This window comes from Serratia sp. TSA_130.1 (assembly GCF_052691795.1).
In genome coordinates this window covers 238,335-255,937 of sequence record NZ_JBQZFS010000005.1, presented here as the reverse complement: position 1 = coordinate 255,937, position 17,603 = coordinate 238,335, and the positions used below count along the sequence as shown (strand labels likewise).

16 protein-coding genes are annotated in these 17,603 nt (G+C 61.1%); 9 read left to right on the top strand and 7 right to left on the bottom strand.

Annotated features, from left to right (window positions below; translation table 11 throughout):
- Positions 1–159: 159 nt before the first annotated feature.
- Positions 160–924, bottom strand: a complete 765-nt coding sequence (gene pdhR, locus ACUTQY_RS18635) for a pyruvate dehydrogenase complex transcriptional repressor PdhR (protein ID WP_004937490.1) — start codon at positions 922–924, stop codon at positions 160–162.
- 631 nt (positions 925–1,555) lie between these two features.
- Between pdhR and ACUTQY_RS18630 the strand changes: the two genes are divergently transcribed.
- Positions 1,556–2,932 carry an amino acid permease gene (locus ACUTQY_RS18630; protein WP_042785360.1) on the top strand — a complete coding sequence of 459 codons (1,377 nt, stop codon included), beginning with the start codon at positions 1,556–1,558 and terminating at the stop codon, positions 2,930–2,932.
- 63 nt (positions 2,933–2,995) lie between these two features.
- Here ACUTQY_RS18630 and ACUTQY_RS18625 read toward each other — a convergent pair whose 3' ends face one another.
- Genes ACUTQY_RS18625 through ACUTQY_RS18615 form a run of 3 tightly spaced genes read right to left on the bottom strand, consistent with a single transcriptional unit; the run spans position 2,996 to position 7,568 of the window.
- Positions 2,996–4,231 carry a cytochrome c gene (locus ACUTQY_RS18625; RefSeq protein WP_046687796.1) on the bottom strand — a complete coding sequence of 412 codons (1,236 nt, stop codon included), beginning with the start codon at positions 4,229–4,231 and terminating at the stop codon, positions 2,996–2,998.
- Positions 4,228–4,782: a (2Fe-2S)-binding protein gene (locus tag ACUTQY_RS18620; RefSeq protein ID WP_015379038.1), complete on the bottom strand. Its 555-nt coding sequence runs from the start codon at positions 4,780–4,782 to the stop codon at positions 4,228–4,230. Before ACUTQY_RS18620 ends, ACUTQY_RS18625 begins: the two co-directional genes overlap by 4 nt.
- On the bottom strand, positions 4,779–7,568 hold the full coding sequence (locus ACUTQY_RS18615) for a xanthine dehydrogenase family protein molybdopterin-binding subunit (RefSeq protein WP_342186870.1): 2,790 nt from the start codon (positions 7,566–7,568) through the stop codon (positions 4,779–4,781). Before ACUTQY_RS18615 ends, ACUTQY_RS18620 begins: the two co-directional genes overlap by 4 nt.
- A 208-nt stretch (positions 7,569–7,776) precedes the next feature.
- Here ACUTQY_RS18615 and ACUTQY_RS18610 point away from each other — a divergent pair, with 208 nt between their 5' ends.
- Together ACUTQY_RS18610 and ACUTQY_RS18605 are read left to right on the top strand one after the other, a co-directional pair.
- Complete coding sequence (locus ACUTQY_RS18610) at positions 7,777–8,361, top strand: nucleotidyltransferase family protein (protein ID WP_046687798.1); 585 nt, start codon at positions 7,777–7,779, stop codon at positions 8,359–8,361.
- Positions 8,362–8,369: 8 nt separating this feature from the next.
- Entirely contained in the window at positions 8,370–9,422 is a 1,053-nt protein-coding gene (locus tag ACUTQY_RS18605; protein WP_046687799.1) for an XdhC family protein, read from the top strand.
- Here the strand turns inward: ACUTQY_RS18605 and ACUTQY_RS18600 are convergent.
- Together ACUTQY_RS18600 and fumA are read right to left on the bottom strand one after the other, a co-directional pair.
- Positions 9,346–10,212 carry a helix-turn-helix domain-containing protein gene (locus ACUTQY_RS18600; RefSeq protein WP_060660249.1) on the bottom strand — a complete coding sequence of 289 codons (867 nt, stop codon included), beginning with the start codon at positions 10,210–10,212 and terminating at the stop codon, positions 9,346–9,348. The two genes, ACUTQY_RS18605 and ACUTQY_RS18600, sit on opposite strands and share 77 nt — an antisense overlap.
- A 151-nt stretch (positions 10,213–10,363) precedes the next feature.
- Positions 10,364–12,010, bottom strand: coding sequence for a class I fumarate hydratase FumA (gene fumA / locus ACUTQY_RS18595; protein WP_033644683.1), 1,647 nt, complete (start codon positions 12,008–12,010; stop codon positions 10,364–10,366).
- A gap of 349 nt (positions 12,011–12,359) precedes the next feature.
- Here fumA and ACUTQY_RS18590 point away from each other — a divergent pair, with 349 nt between their 5' ends.
- The 6 genes from ACUTQY_RS18590 (at position 12,360) to ruvX (ending at position 16,564) form a co-directional block, all read left to right on the top strand.
- Positions 12,360–12,872 (top strand): SprT family zinc-dependent metalloprotease, encoded by a 513-nt coding sequence (locus ACUTQY_RS18590; protein ID WP_033644682.1) that lies wholly within the window; start codon positions 12,360–12,362, stop codon positions 12,870–12,872.
- A 101-nt stretch (positions 12,873–12,973) separates the two neighbouring features.
- Positions 12,974–13,669: a deoxyribonuclease I gene (endA, locus tag ACUTQY_RS18585; RefSeq protein ID WP_033644681.1), complete on the top strand. Its 696-nt coding sequence runs from the start codon at positions 12,974–12,976 to the stop codon at positions 13,667–13,669.
- Between the two features lie 69 nt (positions 13,670–13,738).
- Entirely contained in the window at positions 13,739–14,470 is a 732-nt protein-coding gene (gene rsmE / locus ACUTQY_RS18580) for a 16S rRNA (uracil(1498)-N(3))-methyltransferase (RefSeq protein ID WP_046687800.1), read from the top strand.
- A gap of 10 nt (positions 14,471–14,480) precedes the next feature.
- Entirely contained in the window at positions 14,481–15,431 is a 951-nt protein-coding gene (gene gshB / locus ACUTQY_RS18575) for a glutathione synthase (RefSeq protein WP_033651325.1), read from the top strand.
- Between the two features lie 147 nt (positions 15,432–15,578).
- Complete coding sequence (locus ACUTQY_RS18570) at positions 15,579–16,142, top strand: YqgE/AlgH family protein (RefSeq protein ID WP_004937452.1); 564 nt, start codon at positions 15,579–15,581, stop codon at positions 16,140–16,142.
- A complete protein-coding gene (gene ruvX / locus ACUTQY_RS18565; protein ID WP_015379046.1) occupies positions 16,142–16,564 on the top strand; it encodes a Holliday junction resolvase RuvX in 423 nt (140 codons plus the stop codon). Before ACUTQY_RS18570 ends, ruvX begins: the two co-directional genes overlap by 1 nt.
- Here ruvX and ACUTQY_RS18560 read toward each other — a convergent pair.
- Positions 16,561–17,583 (bottom strand): type IV pilus twitching motility protein PilT, encoded by a 1,023-nt coding sequence (locus ACUTQY_RS18560; RefSeq protein ID WP_046687801.1) that lies wholly within the window; start codon positions 17,581–17,583, stop codon positions 16,561–16,563. The two genes, ruvX and ACUTQY_RS18560, sit on opposite strands and share 4 nt — an antisense overlap.
- Positions 17,584–17,603: the final 20 nt, after the last annotated feature.

Here is a 17,603-nt window from a genome sequence, read left to right as displayed (position 1 = left end):
ATTCCTTATCTGTCTAATGGTTTGTTTGGAGCCTGTCTTCCTGTGCTCTGTGAAAAAACACACGAAGACAGGCCCATCAGTTTAGTTGCCGCTTAAGTACTTAACTAAGTACCTCGAACTTAACCCCCGCAGGCTGGTGTACCCTGAAGAGGACAGCTCTTAATCCTTGCGTTGCTGGAGACGCCGCAGCGATCTCTCGCGCCGAGTATGCTCCCGGCTGAGATCCAGCAAGATTTCCTCGATAAACGCCAAGTGGCGATGCGAGGCTTCACGGGCCTTTTCCGGCTCGCGTGCCACAATCGCCTCAAAAATTCCGGCGCGGTGGCTGCTCACTTTTGCCAACATCTCACGGCGCGAGTAGAGCAATTCAAAGTTCTGACGCACGTTCTGTTCCAGCATCGGCCCCATGCAGCGTAGCAGGTGAAGTAACACAACGTTGTGAGCGGCTTCAGTCACGGCGATTTGATACTGCATGACCGCATCGGCTTCGGCGTCGAGATCGCCGCTGTCTTGAGCCTGTTGAATCACGATGTGGCAATCGCGGATGCGCGCCAGATCTTCATCGGTGCCGCGCAGCGCCGCGTAATAGGCGGCAATGCCTTCCAGCGCGTGACGGGTTTCCAGCAGATCGAACTGTGATTCGGGATGGTCGGCCAGCAGCTCGGCCAGCGGATCGCTGAAGCTCTGCCACAGATTAGTTTGCACGAAGGTGCCGCCGCCCTGACGGCGCAGGAGCAGCCCTTTCGCTTCAAGGCGCTGAATGGCCTCTCTCAGAGAAGGACGGGAGACATCAAATTGTTTCGCCAGCTCGCGCTCCGGAGGCAGTTTTTCGCCTGGGCGCAGTGTCCCCTCGAGGATCAGGTATTCGAGCTGTTGCTCGATAACATCTGACAACTTGGGTTGGCGGATTTTGCTGTAGGCCATGAGTGAATTCTTCTCTGCGAATGGCGCGGAGTCAATTGGTAATACCAATTTCAAAAACGTGACGGTAAAGTAACAAAGTATTCACCTCCTGTCCATACGGGCCTTGATCGAAATCAGGTTACCCGCACATTTTAACACCCCGCTGAAAACCCCGCTGCAAACCGGTAACGCCGTGATGGTATTACCATTTACGCGGCGGGTTGGGGATTTAACTTTTACCAAACCTTACGCAAGGCAGAGTGCAAACTTTTTGCCCGAGTTTTATTGCATGGTTATTACGCTTTAATGAATGGCTATTTGGCGAACAGCGCAACGGCGGTTCGTGCATTATTTGAACGCGGCCCACCGTTCAGATCTACGTTATTTTTGCGCATTATGTGATTTGTTGCTTATTTCATGCACTGAATCCCCCCTGCCGTCACACAACCCGCATTTTGTTTCCTAAACTGCTGCAATCTTAATCACTCACACGACAAAGCAGGTGCAAACCGACGCGCATAACATTATTCTCTGCCAAACGGTAGCGGCGCCGTGGAATTAATAGCTATAACGCCGTAAATAAAACAAAACACACATCGTAACCACTGCTTTACAGGCAGGTGGGCATTCACAACGACAGAGGGTTAGATTGATGGATGGTCAACAGCATGGTGACCAGCTGAAGCGCGGCCTGAAAAACCGCCATATTCAGCTCATCGCCTTAGGTGGCGCAATCGGCACCGGGTTATTTCTCGGTATCGCTCAAACAATAAAAATGGCCGGCCCGTCAGTGCTCCTCGGCTACGCCATCGGCGGCTTCATCGCGTTTCTGATCATGCGCCAGCTGGGGGAAATGGTGGTGGAAGAGCCGGTCGCCGGCTCCTTCAGCCACTTCGCCTACAAATACTGGGGCAACTTCGCCGGCTTCGCCTCCGGCTGGAACTACTGGGTGCTGTATGTCCTGGTGGCGATGGCGGAGCTGACCGCGGTCGGCATCTACGTGCAGTACTGGTGGCCGGAGATCCCCACCTGGGTTTCCGCCGCGGTATTCTTCCTGGCGATCAACGCCATCAACCTGGCCAACGTCAAAGTTTACGGCGAGATGGAGTTCTGGTTCGCCATCATCAAAGTGGTGGCGATTATCGGCATGATCGTGTTCGGCGCCTACCTGCTGTTCAGCGGCATGGGCGGCCCGGAAGCCACCGTCACCAACCTGTGGGCGCAGGGCGGGTTCTTCCCGAACGGCGTCATGGGCCTGGTGATGGCGATGGCGGTGATCATGTTCTCCTTCGGCGGCCTCGAGCTGGTCGGCATCACCGCCGCCGAAGCCGACAACCCGCAAAAAAGCATTCCGAAAGCCACCAATCAGGTGATCTACCGCATCCTGATCTTCTATATCGGTTCGCTGGCCATTCTGCTGTCGCTGTACCCGTGGGGCAAAGTGGTTGAAGGCGGCAGCCCGTTCGTGCTGATCTTCCACGCGCTGAACAGCAACCTGGTGGCGACCGTGCTGAACATCGTGGTGCTCACCGCCGCGCTGTCGGTCTACAACAGCTGCGTCTACTGCAACAGCCGCATGCTGTACGGCTTGGCGCAGCAGGGCAACGGCCCGAAAAGCCTGCTGAAGGTCGACGGCCGCGGCGTGCCGGTGGTAGCCATCGGCATTTCCGCCCTCGCCACCGCGCTGTGCGTGCTGATTAACTACCTGATCCCGGGCCGCGCCTTCGAACTGCTGATGGCGTTAGTGGTATCGGCGCTGGTGATCAACTGGGCGATGATCAGCCTGGCGCACCTGAAATTCCGCGCCGCCAAAAACCGCGAAGGCGTGGTGCCGAAGTTCAAAGCGTTCTGGTACCCGTTCAGCAACTACCTGTGCCTGCTGTTCATGGCCGGCATCCTGGTGATCATGTACCTGACGCCGGGCATTCAAATCTCGGTGCTGCTGATCCCGGTATGGGTGGCGATCCTGGCCGTCGGTTACGCCATCAAACAGCGCAGCCAACGTGTCGCCGGCGTCACCAGCCGTTGAATCGCGTGACCGCGCAATAAAATGGCCCGCAGATGCGGGCCATTTTTTTCGTCTGAACGCCGCTTACTTGCGCAGCGCTTTCACCTGCTCGGCGGTGACGTCCGCCGGCAAACCGCCCCAGGTCACCCGCAGGTAGTTTACCAGTTCCGCCACGTCGGCATCGCTCAGACGCTCGCCGAAGCCCGGCATGCTCTGCATGCTTTCACCGTTCGGGAACTGCTGGGCCGGCAGGCCGTCCAGCACCGACACGATCAGGTTCTTGCCGTCCGCCTGGCGCAGCGTGGCGTTATCGCGCATCGCCGGTGCGACGTGCGGTTTACCTTCGCCTTCGCGCGCATGGCAGCCGGCGCACTGATCCAGATAGGTCATGCGCCCGGCATCGCTGCCCTGCCCCATTTTCACCGGCACTGCCGCCGGCGGCTGCTCGCCCATCAGATACAGCGCCAGCGCCTGATGGTCTTCCGGCGTCAAATGACGGGTGCTGAGATCCACCACCATATGCATCTCACTGAAGGCCGAACCCTGCGGCGCGAGGCCGGTGCCGAGGAAGCGGCTGACGTCCTGCGGCGTCCAGCCGCGCTGCGCCAAGCCGTGCGGCGTAATGTCCGGCGCCATGAAGCGGCCGAGATCGCCGCCCTGCATTGGCTTGCCGAGATCCATCTGTCCCAGCGCGCCGCGCGGCGTGTGGCATTCGCCACAGTGGCCCAGCACGTCGGCCAGATAGCGGCCGCGCTGCCATTGCGGCGAGCTGCCCTGCGAACTGGCCGGCAGCGGATCCTGGCTGCGGAACAGCAGATTCCAGCCGATCAGCGCCATGCGCTGGTTGAACGGGAACGGCATGTCGTTGGCCGGAATGGCCACGTCCACCGCCGGGCGCGTCATCAGGTAAGCGTAGATGTCATCGGCGTCCTGACGCGAAATGCCCTTGTACGAGGTGTAAGGCATCGCCGGGTACAGGTGCCGTCCGCCCGGCGCCACGCCCTGCGTCAGCGCCAGGAAGAAGTCGTCCTTGCTCCAGCGCCCGATGCCGTGGTCGGCCGACGGCGTCAGGTTGCTGCCGTAAATCGTGCCGAACGGCGTGTCCAGCGGATAGCCGCCGGCCAACGGCGCCCCGCCGCTGGCGGTATGGCAGGCGGCGCAGTCGGCGGCCTGCGCCAGATAGCGGCCGCGCGCGATCTGTTCGGCGCTGGCGGTCACCTGCTGCACCGGGCCGTCGTAACGGCGGTTTTCCCGCCACCACAACAGCGCAATCACCACGATCGCCACCAGCACAATCAACATTGCGAGACGTTTTTTCATTGCGCCGTCTCCTTCAGCAGGCCCGGCGTTTTCAGCACCACGTCGCGCACCGCTTCGTAGTAGCGCACGTAGCCGGTGCAGCGGCAGATGTGGCTGTCCAGCGCCTGCTCGATGGCGTTCTCCAGCTGATCGCGGGCGATCGGCTCACGCTTGAGCTTTTCCACGAAGATGGTGGCGGCGTTGACGAAGCCTGGCGTGCAGTAGCCGCACTGGAAGCTGTAGTGCTCCAGAAACGCCTGCTGGATCGGCGACAGCTCAACCACCTCCCCCTGTTCGTCCACCCTGGCGTGGCCTTCGACGGTGCGCACTTTCTTGCCGTTGAAGAAATGCGCGCCGGTGATGCAGGTGCGCACCTCTTCGCTGGTGCCGCTCGGGTGATCGACAATAGCCACGCAGGCGTGGCAAATGCCCTGCCCGCAGCCGAGGCGCGAACCGGTCAAATCGAGATACTCGTGCAGGAAATCGATCATCATCAAGCCTTCCGGCACCTCGATCGGGCCGTACTGTTTCTCGTTGATGGTCAGGGAAATCGGCTGGGTTTTAATGCTCATTGTAATACCTCACGAATATTTTCTGCACGAACGGGCAAATCACGGAAACGGTGGCCGGTGGCGTCGGCAATGGCGTTGACCAGCGCGGCCACGATCGGGATCATCACCACCTCCGCCATGCCTTTCGGCGGATCGGTTTCCGAAAGCGCCGGCAGGATGTCGCCGCTCTGTTTCCACACCGCCACGTCGCTGGCGCGCGGCAGGTGGTAACGGTTGAAGTTCCAGGTGCCGTTGCCCGGGCCGTCTTCGTACAGCGGTAAATATTCGTGCAGCGCATGGCCGATCCCCATCGCCAGCCCGCCCTGCAGCTGGCCGGAAACCAGTTCCGGCACGATCAGGTTGCCGCACTCCATGATTGAGTGGTGATTCAGCAATTCCACCTGGCCGGTGGCGATATCCACCGCCACTTCCGCCAGCGTGCCAACGGCGCTGTAGTAGGTCACCGCCGCATTGTTGCGCTGGGTTGGCGGGTAGTAGACCTGCCCGCGCGCCAGCGGTTTGAATTCGCCGCCGGCGTTGCGCAGCGCCATGCCGTCGATCGGCAGGCGTTCGCTTTTGCCGTTCAGCGTGAAATCGGCCTCCGCCCACTGCCAGCGGTTGAAAACGTGCACCGCCGCGCCGGTGACGCCGCCCATCTGATAGGCCGTCTTGGCCAGCAGCTCGAGGCTCAGCACCGACATGCCCGCCGCCGTCAGGCCGCCTTCGACCCAACGCGCATCTTCGCGCCGCACCACCAGCGGCGCCGCCTGGCCGCCGCCGATACCGGCCTGCCACAGCGCCATCGCCGCCGGCCACAGGCCGTGATCGAAGATCAGGCGCGCCGCTTCGCGGGTGCTGTGCGAGAAGTAATAGGCCGAGTTGCTGGCGCTCGACGGCGAACAGTAGCTCGGCGTCCAGTTGGGGTTGGTTTGCAGCTTATCCTGCTCTTCCTGCGACATCAGGTAAGGATCGCCGCTGGTGACCATCGGCAATACCGACCAGTCGGTGACCGAGAAGTGCGCTTCGTCGGCCGGTTTGCCCAGCCACTGCGCGCACAATACCGACTGCGAGGTCGACATGCCGGTGCCCATCTCCGCGCCGCTGTGATGCAGGGTGATGCGGCCGTCTTCGCTCAGCTCCACCCGGGCGAACGAGGTTTCCGCCCCGGTGCCGAAGTCTTTCTGCACGCAGCCGAAGCCGACGCCATAGCGCTTGCCGGGATGGCGGCTCTCAAACTCGGCCTTGCGTTCGGCGCGCTTGAGCCATATCTCATGCTTCGCCGCCTTTTCCAGCACTTCATCGGCGCGGATCGCACCGGCCGGGATCGCCCCCTGGGTGTTTTTCATGCCGGATTTCAGCACGTTGCGCAGGCGGAACTCGATCGGGTCAATCTTCAGCTCGGCGGCCAACTCATCCACCATCATCTCGGTGGCGGCCATGCTCTGCAGCGTGCCGTAACCGCGCGCCGAACCGGCGTCGATGGCGCGTGAAGCCAGCCCGACCGACGACAGATCGCTTTTCGGGAAGTAGTAAATCGACTGGGCGGCGGTTGCGCCGACCATCACCACTGAAGGGGTAAAGTTGCTGCGGCCGCCGCCGTCCGCGGTCATGTCACCGAGGAACGACTGCATGACGCCGGTCTGCTTATTCACCGCGATGCGGTAGTTCATGTCGAACGCGTGGCGCTTCAACGCCGTCTGGAACTGTTCGAAGCGATCGTTGGCCAGGCGCACCGGGTGGCCATCGCCATACATCGCCGCCACCGCGCCGTAATACGGGAAGTTGTAGTGGTCTTTCGAGCCATAGCCCACGGTGTAGCACGGGTGCAGGATCAGCTGTTTCACCGGCGGATTGCGCTTGGCCAGCATGCGCGGCATCTCGTCGGCCACTTCCTGCGGCGACTGAGTCGGCACCACCAGATGCAGGGTTTGCGTCTGCGCGTCGAACCAGCCGTTGGCGTTGTCCGGCTCCAGCGCCGAGGTGTCTATCGACTGCGTGGTGTAGCGGCGCGACATTACCAGCCAGTCGGCCGGCGGATTCGCCAACTCGTCGGCGATCATCCCTGCATAGCGCATGCCTTCCTGATCCAGCTTGCCGCCCTCGCGCCCTTCCGGCCACACCGGCAGGTGTTTTTTCATCGACACCGGGAAGATCGGCGTGTCCTTCAGGCTGGAGAAGCGATCGTCGTCGAACGGTTGTTCTCCCCCCACCCGCACATAGCGGAAACTGCCCCAGGGATCGCGCTCGAGCGGGCCGGTCACCGCGCCGTATTTGATGGTTTCTTCGCGGAATTTCAGCTTGTCCTTGGCGAAGCGGAAACGGGCGAAGTCGTGATAGATCAGGATCGCCACCGCCTGGCCGAGGTAGGCCGGGGTTTTGCCGCTCGGCAGCAGCATGTCGTCACCGTAGAACGCCGGAAAGGCCAGGCCGTCGCGCGCCAGATCTTCCGCCGTCACCAGGCGATCCGGCTGCAGATCGTCCCCCAACAGCGACAGATCGACCCCTTCGAACAACCGGTCGGCCTTGGTCACGCGCAGAATGAAGGCGTGCGCCTGTTTCTTCGGCCAGTGCGGCATGTCCACCGCGCGGATGTCGCGCGCGAACACCTTCTGCCCCATGACCTTGGCGCGGCCGTCGATACGGAAACGCACGCGCTTGGCCTGCGGATCCCAATTGGGCGACTGGAGGATTTTTTGCTCGAACAGCGCGGCGTAGGCGCGGCTGTACAGGGGCGCGAGGTACACGGATACCCCCGCAATCACGGCGCTTTTGATAAAGCGACGCCGCGACGGGTTGAAATTGCTCATAAATAAGTCCTTCACGTCTTTCTTGTAATTGGTTTTTGTTCGCGGTGTTGTTGCGCAAACGCTGACGACCTTGCCGTAGACGTCATAAGCATATGCTTATAACTAAAATTATGTGATGATTAACAGGCTGTTTTCAACAAAAAAACATTTGCAAAACACATAAGGTTTGTACGCTAATAAATAATTTGCGCAAACGCGGGCTTGAACCATGATCACGGGCATCATTATTACCGCCGCCGGACGCGGGGAGCGCTTTATTCGGGCCGGCGGCCAGGGCAACAAACTGAACGCCGGGTTTGCCGATGCGGCGGGCGAGCGGCGTTCGCTGTTCGAACACACCCTGCGCCAGGCGCTGGCTTCCGAGCTGCCGGTGCAGGTGGTGACCCGTCCGGATAATCTGCCGGTGCTGGCAGCCTGCGCCGCCAATCAGGTGCCGGTTACCCTGCTCGCCAGCGCGGGCCTAGGCGACTCGATCGCCGCAGGCGTTGCGGCCACGCCGCACTGGCAAGGCTGGCTGATCCATCTGGCCGATATGCCGTTCGTCAGCGCCGATGTCTTCCGGCAGGTGGCGAGCGCCTTACGGCAACACGCGATCGTACGCCCCAGCTATGCGCAACAGCCCGGTCACCCGGTCGGCTTTTCCGCCCTATTGCGCAAACAACTTTGCCAACTGCGCGGCGATAATGGCGCCCGTGGGCTGCTGCAAGGCGCAGCGGTGCACCTGTTGCCACTTGAGCACCCCGGCGTCGTGCAGGATATTGATCTTCCATCGCAACTTCCGGCCAGCGAGTAAATTCACCTATGCAACATCTTGATGTCACCGTAGTCAGCCAGGCGATAAGCTGGCTGCAACACCAGCCGGTCTGGTTATGCACCGTCCTCAGCACCTATGGTTCTTCGCCGCGCTCGCCGGGCGCGCTGATGGCGGCGACCCGCGACGGCCGCTACAGCGGTTCGTTGTCGGGCGGGTGCGTGGAGGAGGACTTTCTGCGCCGCGTAGCCGCCGGGGAGTATCAGGCGGCCAGCCAGGTGATCCGTTACGGCGAAGGCGGTATGACGCCCAACGTGGCGCTGCCGTGCGGCGGCGTGCTGGACGTGCTGATCGAGTATCTGCCGGCGGGAGAAGCCAGCGTCGCTTACCTGCGACGCATCGCCGGCGCGCTGGAAGGGCATCACGCGTTGATCAAACGCCTAACGCTGCCCCACGCCTGCCACAGCCTTGAGCAGAGCCATTTCACCAGCGCCACTCAGGTTGAACGCCGGCTCGAACAGATTACCCTGCATATCGCGGCCGCGCCGCGCCTGCTGATCGCCGGGCTGTCCAGCGTGGCGCTGTACTGCGCCGATTTCGCCGTGGCGCTGGGGTTTGAGGTGCTGGTTTGCGAGAATCGCCCGGAGGCGCTGGATAACTTCGCCGCCGAGTTAAAACCGGGCGTGACGCTGCTGCGCCAGTTTCCGGCCAAGTTCATTGAGGACGGCGGTTGCCACGCCAATACCGCCGTCGTGGCGCTGACCCACGATCCGCGTATGGACGATCTGACGCTGATGGAAGCGATCCACACTCCGGCGTTTTACATCGGCGCCATGGGATCGCTGAGAAACAGCTCGCGGCGGCGCCAGCGGTTGCAGCAGATTGCCGAATTCACGCCGCAGGAGTTGGAACGCATCCATGCGCCGATCGGCCTGCCGCTGGGCAGCAAAACGCCGGCGGAGATCGCCCTGGCGGTGATGGCGGCGATCGTGCAGCAGAAAAACCGGCGGCCGGCCGCCGACGGGATCAGTGCAGCGGCACCACCGGCACCAGATGCTGCAGCTCCAGATGCAGCTCCTCTTTCCCGCTCAGCGAATAGCTGAACACCGTCATGTCCGGCCCGTCACCGCGGGCCAGCCCCATTTCGGGCAGCACCTGCGTGTAAATTTTAATGATGTGATCATTGAGCGCCACCGGCTTGCCGGAATAGCGAAAACGGCAAAACTCACCGTGGATCTCCGGCAGCGGCTCCAGCGTCACGCCTTCACGCAGCGGATAGTCCGTCGTCACGCCCAGGGTATAGTCGACCCTGACCCGCTCGCCGTCCGGCACCAGTTGGGTAAACGAATAGGTTTGCGTCGGGCGCTCGCCCAACAAGGTGTAAAACTGCGCCCGCAGCGCGCTGCGCTGCGGCAGATGCGACTTATCCAACCTCTCTATGTCCAGGTGGTAAGCGTACTGCTTGCCGTGAAAAGCGTATTGCCCTCTGGCGATGCTGACGCGTTCAACCTCAATATCGCCGGGCTGGCTGGCCGCGAGTGAACGCACCAGATTGCTGAAGTCCTGTTTGCGGGCATGACGATAAACGCTGGGCGACTCGGCGAAGTGTTTCTTGAAACAGCGCGAGAACGTCTGCTGATTATCGAATTGATATTCAACCGAAATGTCCAGAATGCTCTTCTGCGTGAAGCGCAAGGCGAAGGCGGCGAGGTAGAGGCGACGAGCGCGGATGTAGGAGGCTAACGATAATCCGGTCTGCTTCTTGAACATGCGCTGCAGGTACCATTTCGTATAGCCTGACTTGGCGGAAACGATATCCAACGACAGCGGATTGGTCAGGTTATCTTCAATCCAGACCAGCAATTCCCTGATGTGACTTTCCTGCGTACCCATGTGCTTGCCGAACCTTATGTTACCGATATTCCATTAGTCGAATTTTAGTGCTATCCGCGTAGGGTATACAGGTTAAAACTCGCCGTCCAGCAAGCTACAGGACTTTACACAGTCCCCCTTCACCGCCCGCGAGCGGCGAAGGGGGCAACGCTTATTTCAGGCAGCTGGCGCATTGGCCGGCCTGGATCTTCTGGAAGAAGTCATTGCCTTTGTCATCCACCAGGATAAACGCCGGGAAATCTTCCACTTCGATTTTCCAGATCGCTTCCATGCCCAATTCAGGGTACTCCACGCACTCCAGGCTCTTGATGCTCTGCTGCGCCAGCACCGCCGCCGGGCCGCCGATGCTGCCGAGGTAGAAGCCGCCGTGCTTGTGGCAGGCATCCGTCACCTGCTGGCTGCGGTTGCCTTTCGCCAGCATGATCATGCTGCCGCCGTGAGATTGCAGCAGATCGACGTAGGAATCCATACGCCCGGCGGTGGTCGGCCCCAAGGAACCGGACGCATAGCCTTCCGGCGTTTTAGCCGGGCCGGCGTAGTAGATCGGGTGATCCTTGACGTACTGCGGCAGGCCCTCACCGCGATCCAGGCGCTCTTTCAGCTTGGCGTGCGCGATATCGCGGCCAACGATGATGGTGCCGCTCAGCGACAGGCGGGTGGAAACCGGGTACTGCGACAGCTGTTTGAGGATCTCGGCCATCGGACGGTTGAGATCGACCTTGATCGCCTCGCCTTCCCCGGCCTGGCGCAGCTCCTGAGGAATGAATTTACCCGGATTGTGCTCCAGTTTTTCCAGCCAGATGCCGTCGCGGTTAATCTTGCCTTTGATGTTGCGGTCCGCCGAACAGGAAACGCCCATGCCGACCGGGCAGGAGGCGCCGTGGCGCGGCAGACGCACCACGCGGATATCATGCGCGAAGTATTTGCCGCCGAACTGCGCGCCCAGCCCCAGGTTCTGCGCTTCTTGCAGCAGTTCAGCTTCGAGTTCCAGATCGCGGAACGCCTGACCATGCTCGTTGCCTTCGGTCGGCAGGCCATCGTAATACTTGGTCGAGGCCAGTTTGACGGTTTTCAGCGTCGCTTCCGCCGAGGTGCCGCCGATGACGAACGCCACGTGGTACGGCGGGCAGGCCGCAGTGCCCAGCGTGCGCATCTTGTCGACCAGGTAGTTTTTCAGCTTGCCCGGCGACAGCAGCGCCTTGGTTTCCTGATACAGATAGGTTTTGTTGGCTGAACCGCCGCCCTTGGCGATGCACAGGAACTTGTACTCTTCGCCGTCCACGCTGTAGAGATCGATCTGCGCCGGCAGGTTGCTGCCGGTATTGACCTCTTTGTACATATCCAGCGCGGCGTTCTGCGAATAGCGCAGGTTCTCTTCGATGTAGGTGTTGTACACCCCACGCGACAACGCTTCTTCATCGCCGCCGCCGGTCCAGACGCGCTGGCCCTTTTTGCCGACGATGATCGCCGTGCCGGTGTCCTGGCAGGTCGGTAAAATACCCTTGGCGGCGATTTCTGAGTTACGCAGAAATTGCAGCGCAACGTACTTGTCGTTTTCGCTGGCGTCCGGATCTTTGAGGATATCGGCCACCTGCTGTTGGTGCGCCGGGCGCAGCATGAACGACGCGTCGTGGAACGCATGCTGGGCAAGCAGGGTTAACGCTTCAGGGGCAACTTTCAGTATTTCCTGGCCTTCAAACTCGCTCACGGAAACGTGGTCGCGGCTCAGCAGGTAATATTCGGTATCGTCTTTCTTCAGCGGGAACGGATCTTGATAGTGGAACGGTTTATTCGACATTGATCTCTCACTTGCAACATCAGCTGCGTTAAATTCACACTTGCGGCGCGCGAGGCGGCGCCTTGTCAAAAAACTGCCTTCACCTTACGTATTTTTAATCAGTCAGTTATTGCGCCAAATCGCAAAATAACCGCTCTTTGCGTAAGGGATTGCCACAGGCGGCGTTTCAACCTTGCTCGGTGAGAACTGCGGGTACAGGCTCATCATGCACGCTTTATTATCCCGCAGTTAACACATTGATTACAATCCATCGGTGGCGATCGCTTTATCAATGTGGCGAAAAAGCGCCGGATGCGATTTGCGCCGGTGCGTATTGTCAGCCGCCGCGCCATTGCTTAAGCTAGCCGCAATGAACAAACCGAGAATCCCCATCGCGCTGCAACAAGCGGTGATGCGCTGCCTGCGAGAAAAGCTGCAGTTGGCCCGCCGGCATTTTGCCGTCGAGTTCCCCGAACCCAGCATCGTCTATCAGCAACGCGGCACCAGCGCGGGCACCGCCTGGCTGCAAAGCTGGGAAATCCGCCTGAACCCGGTGCTGCTGCTGGAAAACCAACAGCCGTTTATCGATGAAGTGGTGCCGCACGAACTGGCGCACCTGCTGGTGTTTCGCCAATTCGGCCGGGTGGCGCCGCACGGCCGCGAATGGCGCTGGATGATGGAAAGCGTGCTGCTGACGCCCGCCAGCCGCACTCACCGTTTCGAAACCGCCTCGGTGCAAAGCAAGACCTTCCCCTACCGCTGCGCCTGTGGGCAGCACCAGCTCACCATTCGCCGCCATAACCGCGTGCTGCGCGGCGAAAGCGAATACCGCTGCCGCCGGTGCGGCGAAAAACTGAAATTTCTTGCTAGCGAGAACCTTTAGTTAAACGATTTATACGTTAAAACAAGCAAATATCGCCATTTGCCACTACCGGCAAGTTCCGTTACCCTGCCTGCTTTTCCAATTTTGAGCTGTTTTGGAATATGCTTCGCAGAATTTTGTTTATGGCGGTTTTCGCCGCAGGCGCCGTACAGGCGCACGGCATCAATAACTTCTCTCAGGCCAAAGCGGCGGCGGCCAAGATTAACCGGGATGCGCCGGGCAGCTTTTACTGCGGCTGCCGCATCGACTGGCAAGGCAAGAAGGGCATCCCGGATCTCGCCGGCTGCGGCTATCAGGTGCGTAAAAACGCCCAGCGCGCGCAGCGCATCGAGTGGGAACACGTGGTGCCGGCCTGGCAGTTCGGCCACCAACTGCAGTGCTGGCAAGACGGCGGACGCAAAAACTGCAATAAGGACGCCACCTATCGCCAGATAGAAACCGATCTGCACAACCTGCAGCCGGCGATCGGCGAAGTGAACGGCGACCGCAACAACTTCATGTACAGCCAATGGAACGGCGGCGCAGGCCAATACGGGCAGTGCCCAATGAAGGTGGACTTCAAGAATAAACAGGCGGAGCCGCCCGCCCGCGCCCGCGGCGCCATTGCCCGCACCTACTTCTACATGCGCGATCGCTACCAGCTGCGGCTGTCACGCCAGCAAACCCAACTGTTCGAGGTGTGGAACCGGCAATATCCGGTGAGCCAATGGGAATGTCAGCGTGAAGCACGTATCGCCAAGGTGCAGGGCAACCACAACCCCTATATTCAACAGGCTTGTCAGCAGCGGAAAAGCTAACCTACTATAGCCTTTATCTTTCATGGCGCCGCCAACCCGCGGCGCCGTTTCGTCAGGATCAGACTACCCATGCGCATACCCCGCATTTACCATCCGCAGCCGTTGACCGACCGGGCAGAGATCGCCCTCAGCGAGGACGCCGCCAACCACGTCGGGCGCGTGCTGCGCATGAGCGCCGGCCAGGCGCTGCAGCTGTTCGACGGCAGCAACCAGGTGTTCGACGCCGAGATAGTCCGGGTGGACAAAAAGAGCGTGCTGGTGCGCCTCGGCGACGGCCGCGTGGAGGACATCGAATCGCCGCTCAACCTGCATCTGGGCCAGGTGATCTCGCGCGGCGAGAAGATGGAGTTCACCATTCAGAAATCCATAGAGCTGGGCGTCAACGTCATTACCCCGCTATTTTCCGAGCGCTGCGGCGTCAAACTGGACGGCGAGCGTCTGGCGAAGAAAATCCAGCAATGGCAAAAGATCGCCATCGCCGCCTGCGAACAGTGCGGCCGCAACCGCATTCCCGAAATCCGCGAGGCGATGTCGCTGGAGGCCTGGTGCGCCGAGCAGGACGGCAGCCTGAAGCTCAACCTGCATCCGCGCGCCAGCCACAGCATCAACACGCTGCCGCAGCCGGTAGACCGCGTCCGCCTGCTGATCGGCCCGGAAGGCGGTTTGTCCGTCGACGAAATCGCCATGACCACCGACCACGGATTTACTGATATTCTGTTGGGACCACGCGTTCTGCGTACCGAAACCACAGCGCTCACCGCCATTACCGCTCTGCAGGTCCGCTTCGGCGACCTGGGTTAAAGGAGAAAAGATGATTAAGCTCGGCATCGTGATGGACCCTATCGATTCCATCAACATCAAGAAAGACACCAGCTTCGCCATGCTGCTCGAAGCGCAGCGCCGCGGTTACGAATTGCACTACATGGAGATGAACGATCTCTATCTGCACGCCGGTGACGGGCGCGCCCGCACCCGCCTGCTGAGCGTGAAGGAAGACAAGGAGAGCTGGTTCAGCTTCGGCGCCGAGCAGGATCTGGCGCTGCACGATCTGGACGTGATCCTGATGCGCAAGGATCCGCCGTTCGATACCGAATACATCTACGCGACCTACATTCTGGAACGCGCCGAAGTCAAAGGCACGCTGGTGGTCAACAAGCCGCAAAGCCTGCGTGACTGCAACGAGAAGCTGTTCACCGCCTGGTTCTCGGAACTGACGCCGGATACGCTGGTCAGCCGCAGCGCCGCGCACATCCGCAAATTCCACCAGCAGCACGGCGACATCATCCTGAAACCGCTGGACGGCATGGGCGGCGCGTCTATCTTCCGCGTGAAGCAGGACGATCCTAACCTGTCGGTGATCATCGAAACCCTGACCGAACACGGCAGCCGTTTCTGCATGGCGCAGAACTTCCTGCCGGCGATCAAGGACGGCGACAAGCGCATCCTGGTGGTGGACGGCGAGCCGGTGCCTTACTGCCTGGCGCGCATTCCGGCGCAGGGTGAGACCCGCGGTAACCTGGCGGCCGGCGGCCGCGGCGAAGCGCGCCCGCTGAGCGAAAGCGACTGGAAAATCGCCCGCGCCGTCGCCCCGACGCTGAAAGAGAAAGGGCTGATCTTCGTCGGCCTGGACGTGATCGGCGATCGCCTGACCGAAATCAACGTCACCAGCCCAACCTGCGCGCGCGAGATCGAGGCGGCATTCCCGATTTCGATTACCGGCATGCTGATGGACGCCATTGAAAAGCGCCTGGCGGCGAAGTAATGCGTCATGCGGGCGGCATGCCGCCCGCTATCCTGTATCGCGCCCGCCAAAGCCCGCCTTTCCGGCAGCGGCTTGAAAGGCGGCGGGTATAGCCGCATACTGGCGGCTGTTTATTTTCTCACCCATTGATTACCTTATACTAACGCCATGAATTTACAGCACCATTTTCTGATCGCCATGCCAACGCTGCAGGATCCTCGCTTCAAGCGCTCGGTGATTTACATTTGCGAGCACAATGAAGAAGGCGCCATGGGTTTGGTGATCAATAAACCGGTGGAGCAGTTCACGGTAGCCACGGTGCTGAGCAAGCTGAAGATCATGCCGCCTGCGCGCGATCCGGCCATCAGCCTGGACAAGCCGGTGTTCGCCGGCGGCCCCCTGGCGGACGATCGCGGATTTATCCTGCATACGCCGCGCCACGGCTTTGGCGCCAGCATTCAAATTTCCCCCAACACCATGATCACCACCTCGAAAGACGTGCTGGAAACGCTCGGCACGCCGGAGCAACCGGACGACGTGCTGGTGGCGCTGGGTTATGCGGGTTGGGAAAAGGGCCAGTTGGAGCAGGAAGTATTGGAAAACGCCTGGCTGACCATCGAAGCCAACACCGACATTTTGTTCCGCACGCCGATCGCCAGCCGCTGGCGCGAGGCGGGGAACCTTTTGGGTATCGACATTCGCAGCATCGCCAACCACGCAGGACACGCCTGATGAGTAACCGCACCATTATCGCCTTCGACTTTGGCACCAAAAGCATCGGCGCGGCCGTCGGCCAGGAGTTGACCGGCAGCGCCCGCGCCCTGCCGGCTTTCAAAGCGCAGGACGGTTCGCCGGACTGGCTGAAAATCGAAAAACTGCTGAAGGAGTGGCAGCCGGATTTGGTGGTGGTCGGCCTGCCGCTGAACATGGACGGCACCGAACAGCCCGTTACCGCCCAGGCGCGCAAGTTCGCCAACCGCCTGCACGGCCGCTTCGGCATCCAGATCGATCTGCATGACGAGCGTCTGAGCACCGTGGAGGCGCGCGCCAACCTGTTCGATCGCGGCGGCTTCCGCGCGCTTGATAAAGGCAGCGTGGATTCCGCCTCCGCGGTGGTTATCCTCGAAAGCTGGTTCGAACGGCAGCTGGGCTAAACGCCCGTTCCCTCCCCCGCGCAGTCCCCCAACACACCGGCGTCGATCCGCTGCTGCAAACCTTGCTCAAAGGTTTGCATGCCGGACTGCGCGCCGGTTTGCAACACGCTCGCCAACTGATGCGTTTTCCCTTCACGGATCAGGTTGCTGACCGCCGCCGTCGCCGTCAGCACTTCAAAGATCGCCACTCGTCCGCCGCCGGGGCGCCTCATCAGCTTTTGCGCGATCACCGCTTGCAGGCTGCCCGCCAGCTGGGCGCGCACGTAGGGTTTCTCTTCCGCCGGAAACACGTCCACCAGCCGTTCTACCGCCTGCGGCGCGCTGCGGGTATGCAGCGTCGCCAGCACCAGGTGGCCGGTCTCCGCCGCAGTGAGCGCCAGCCGGATGGTGGCGGTATCGCGCAGCTCGCCCAGCAGGATCACATCCGGATCTTCGCGCAGCGCGGCGCGCAACGCCGCATCGAAGCTGTGGCTGTCGCGGCCGATCTCCCGCTGCTGGATCAGCGATCGCCGGCTGCGGTGCAGGAACTCGATCGGATCTTCCAGCGTCAAAATATGCCGCTGCTGGTGCCGGTTGATCTCGTCGATCATCGCCGCCAGCGTGGTGGACTTGCCGCTGCCGGTGGCGCCGGTGACCAGGATCAATCCGTCGGCGCGCCGCAGCAGCGCCGGGACGATGGCCGGCGCCGCCAGCTCGGCAAGCGAAGGCGATTGCCCGGCGATACGCCGCAACGCGAGAGAAATCCCCGCGCTTTGTTGAAAAACGTTGGCGCGCAACCGCTCCCCGCTCGGCCTGTGCAACGCCAGATCGACCTGCCCCAGCCGCCGCAGGCTCTCGCGCTGCTGCGCATTCAGCAATCCATCGCAGAGGGCCTGCACGCCTTGCGCCGTCAGCGTTGGCGCCGCCGCCAGCGGCTGCAGTTCACCGTCGATGCGCAACATCGGCGGATGACCGGCACAAAGGTGCAGATCGGAAGCATTATGCTTTACACTAAGGGCCACGAATTCATCGATATCCATATCACTCTCCCGGGTCAATA

Bases quoted from the DNA above. Each gene is read 5' to 3' on its own strand.
- rsmE (WP_046687800.1), top strand. From the start codon at position 13,739: ATGCGCATACCCCGCATTTACCATCCGCAGCCGTTGACCGACCGGGCA.
- ACUTQY_RS18610 (WP_046687798.1), top strand. From the start codon at position 7,777: ATGATCACGGGCATCATTATTACCGCCGCCGGACGCGGGGAGCGCTTT.
- endA (WP_033644681.1), top strand. From the start codon at position 12,974: ATGCTTCGCAGAATTTTGTTTATGGCGGTTTTCGCCGCAGGCGCCGTA.
- ACUTQY_RS18570 (WP_004937452.1), top strand. From the start codon at position 15,579: ATGAATTTACAGCACCATTTTCTGATCGCCATGCCAACGCTGCAGGAT.
- ACUTQY_RS18620 (WP_015379038.1), bottom strand. From the start codon at position 4,782: ATGAGCATTAAAACCCAGCCGATTTCCCTGACCATCAACGAGAAACAG.
- ACUTQY_RS18590 (WP_033644682.1), top strand. From the start codon at position 12,360: ATGAACAAACCGAGAATCCCCATCGCGCTGCAACAAGCGGTGATGCGC.
- gshB (WP_033651325.1), top strand. From the start codon at position 14,481: ATGATTAAGCTCGGCATCGTGATGGACCCTATCGATTCCATCAACATC.
- ACUTQY_RS18560 (WP_046687801.1), bottom strand. From the start codon at position 17,583: ATGGATATCGATGAATTCGTGGCCCTTAGTGTAAAGCATAATGCTTCC.
- ruvX (WP_015379046.1), top strand. From the start codon at position 16,142: ATGAGTAACCGCACCATTATCGCCTTCGACTTTGGCACCAAAAGCATC.
- ACUTQY_RS18630 (WP_042785360.1), top strand. From the start codon at position 1,556: ATGGATGGTCAACAGCATGGTGACCAGCTGAAGCGCGGCCTGAAAAAC.
- ACUTQY_RS18625 (WP_046687796.1), bottom strand. From the start codon at position 4,231: ATGAAAAAACGTCTCGCAATGTTGATTGTGCTGGTGGCGATCGTGGTG.
- ACUTQY_RS18605 (WP_046687799.1), top strand. From the start codon at position 8,370: ATGCAACATCTTGATGTCACCGTAGTCAGCCAGGCGATAAGCTGGCTG.
- fumA (WP_033644683.1), bottom strand. From the start codon at position 12,010: ATGTCGAATAAACCGTTCCACTATCAAGATCCGTTCCCGCTGAAGAAA.
- ACUTQY_RS18600 (WP_060660249.1), bottom strand. From the start codon at position 10,212: ATGGGTACGCAGGAAAGTCACATCAGGGAATTGCTGGTCTGGATTGAA.
- ACUTQY_RS18615 (WP_342186870.1), bottom strand. From the start codon at position 7,568: ATGAGCAATTTCAACCCGTCGCGGCGTCGCTTTATCAAAAGCGCCGTG.
- pdhR (WP_004937490.1), bottom strand. From the start codon at position 924: ATGGCCTACAGCAAAATCCGCCAACCCAAGTTGTCAGATGTTATCGAG.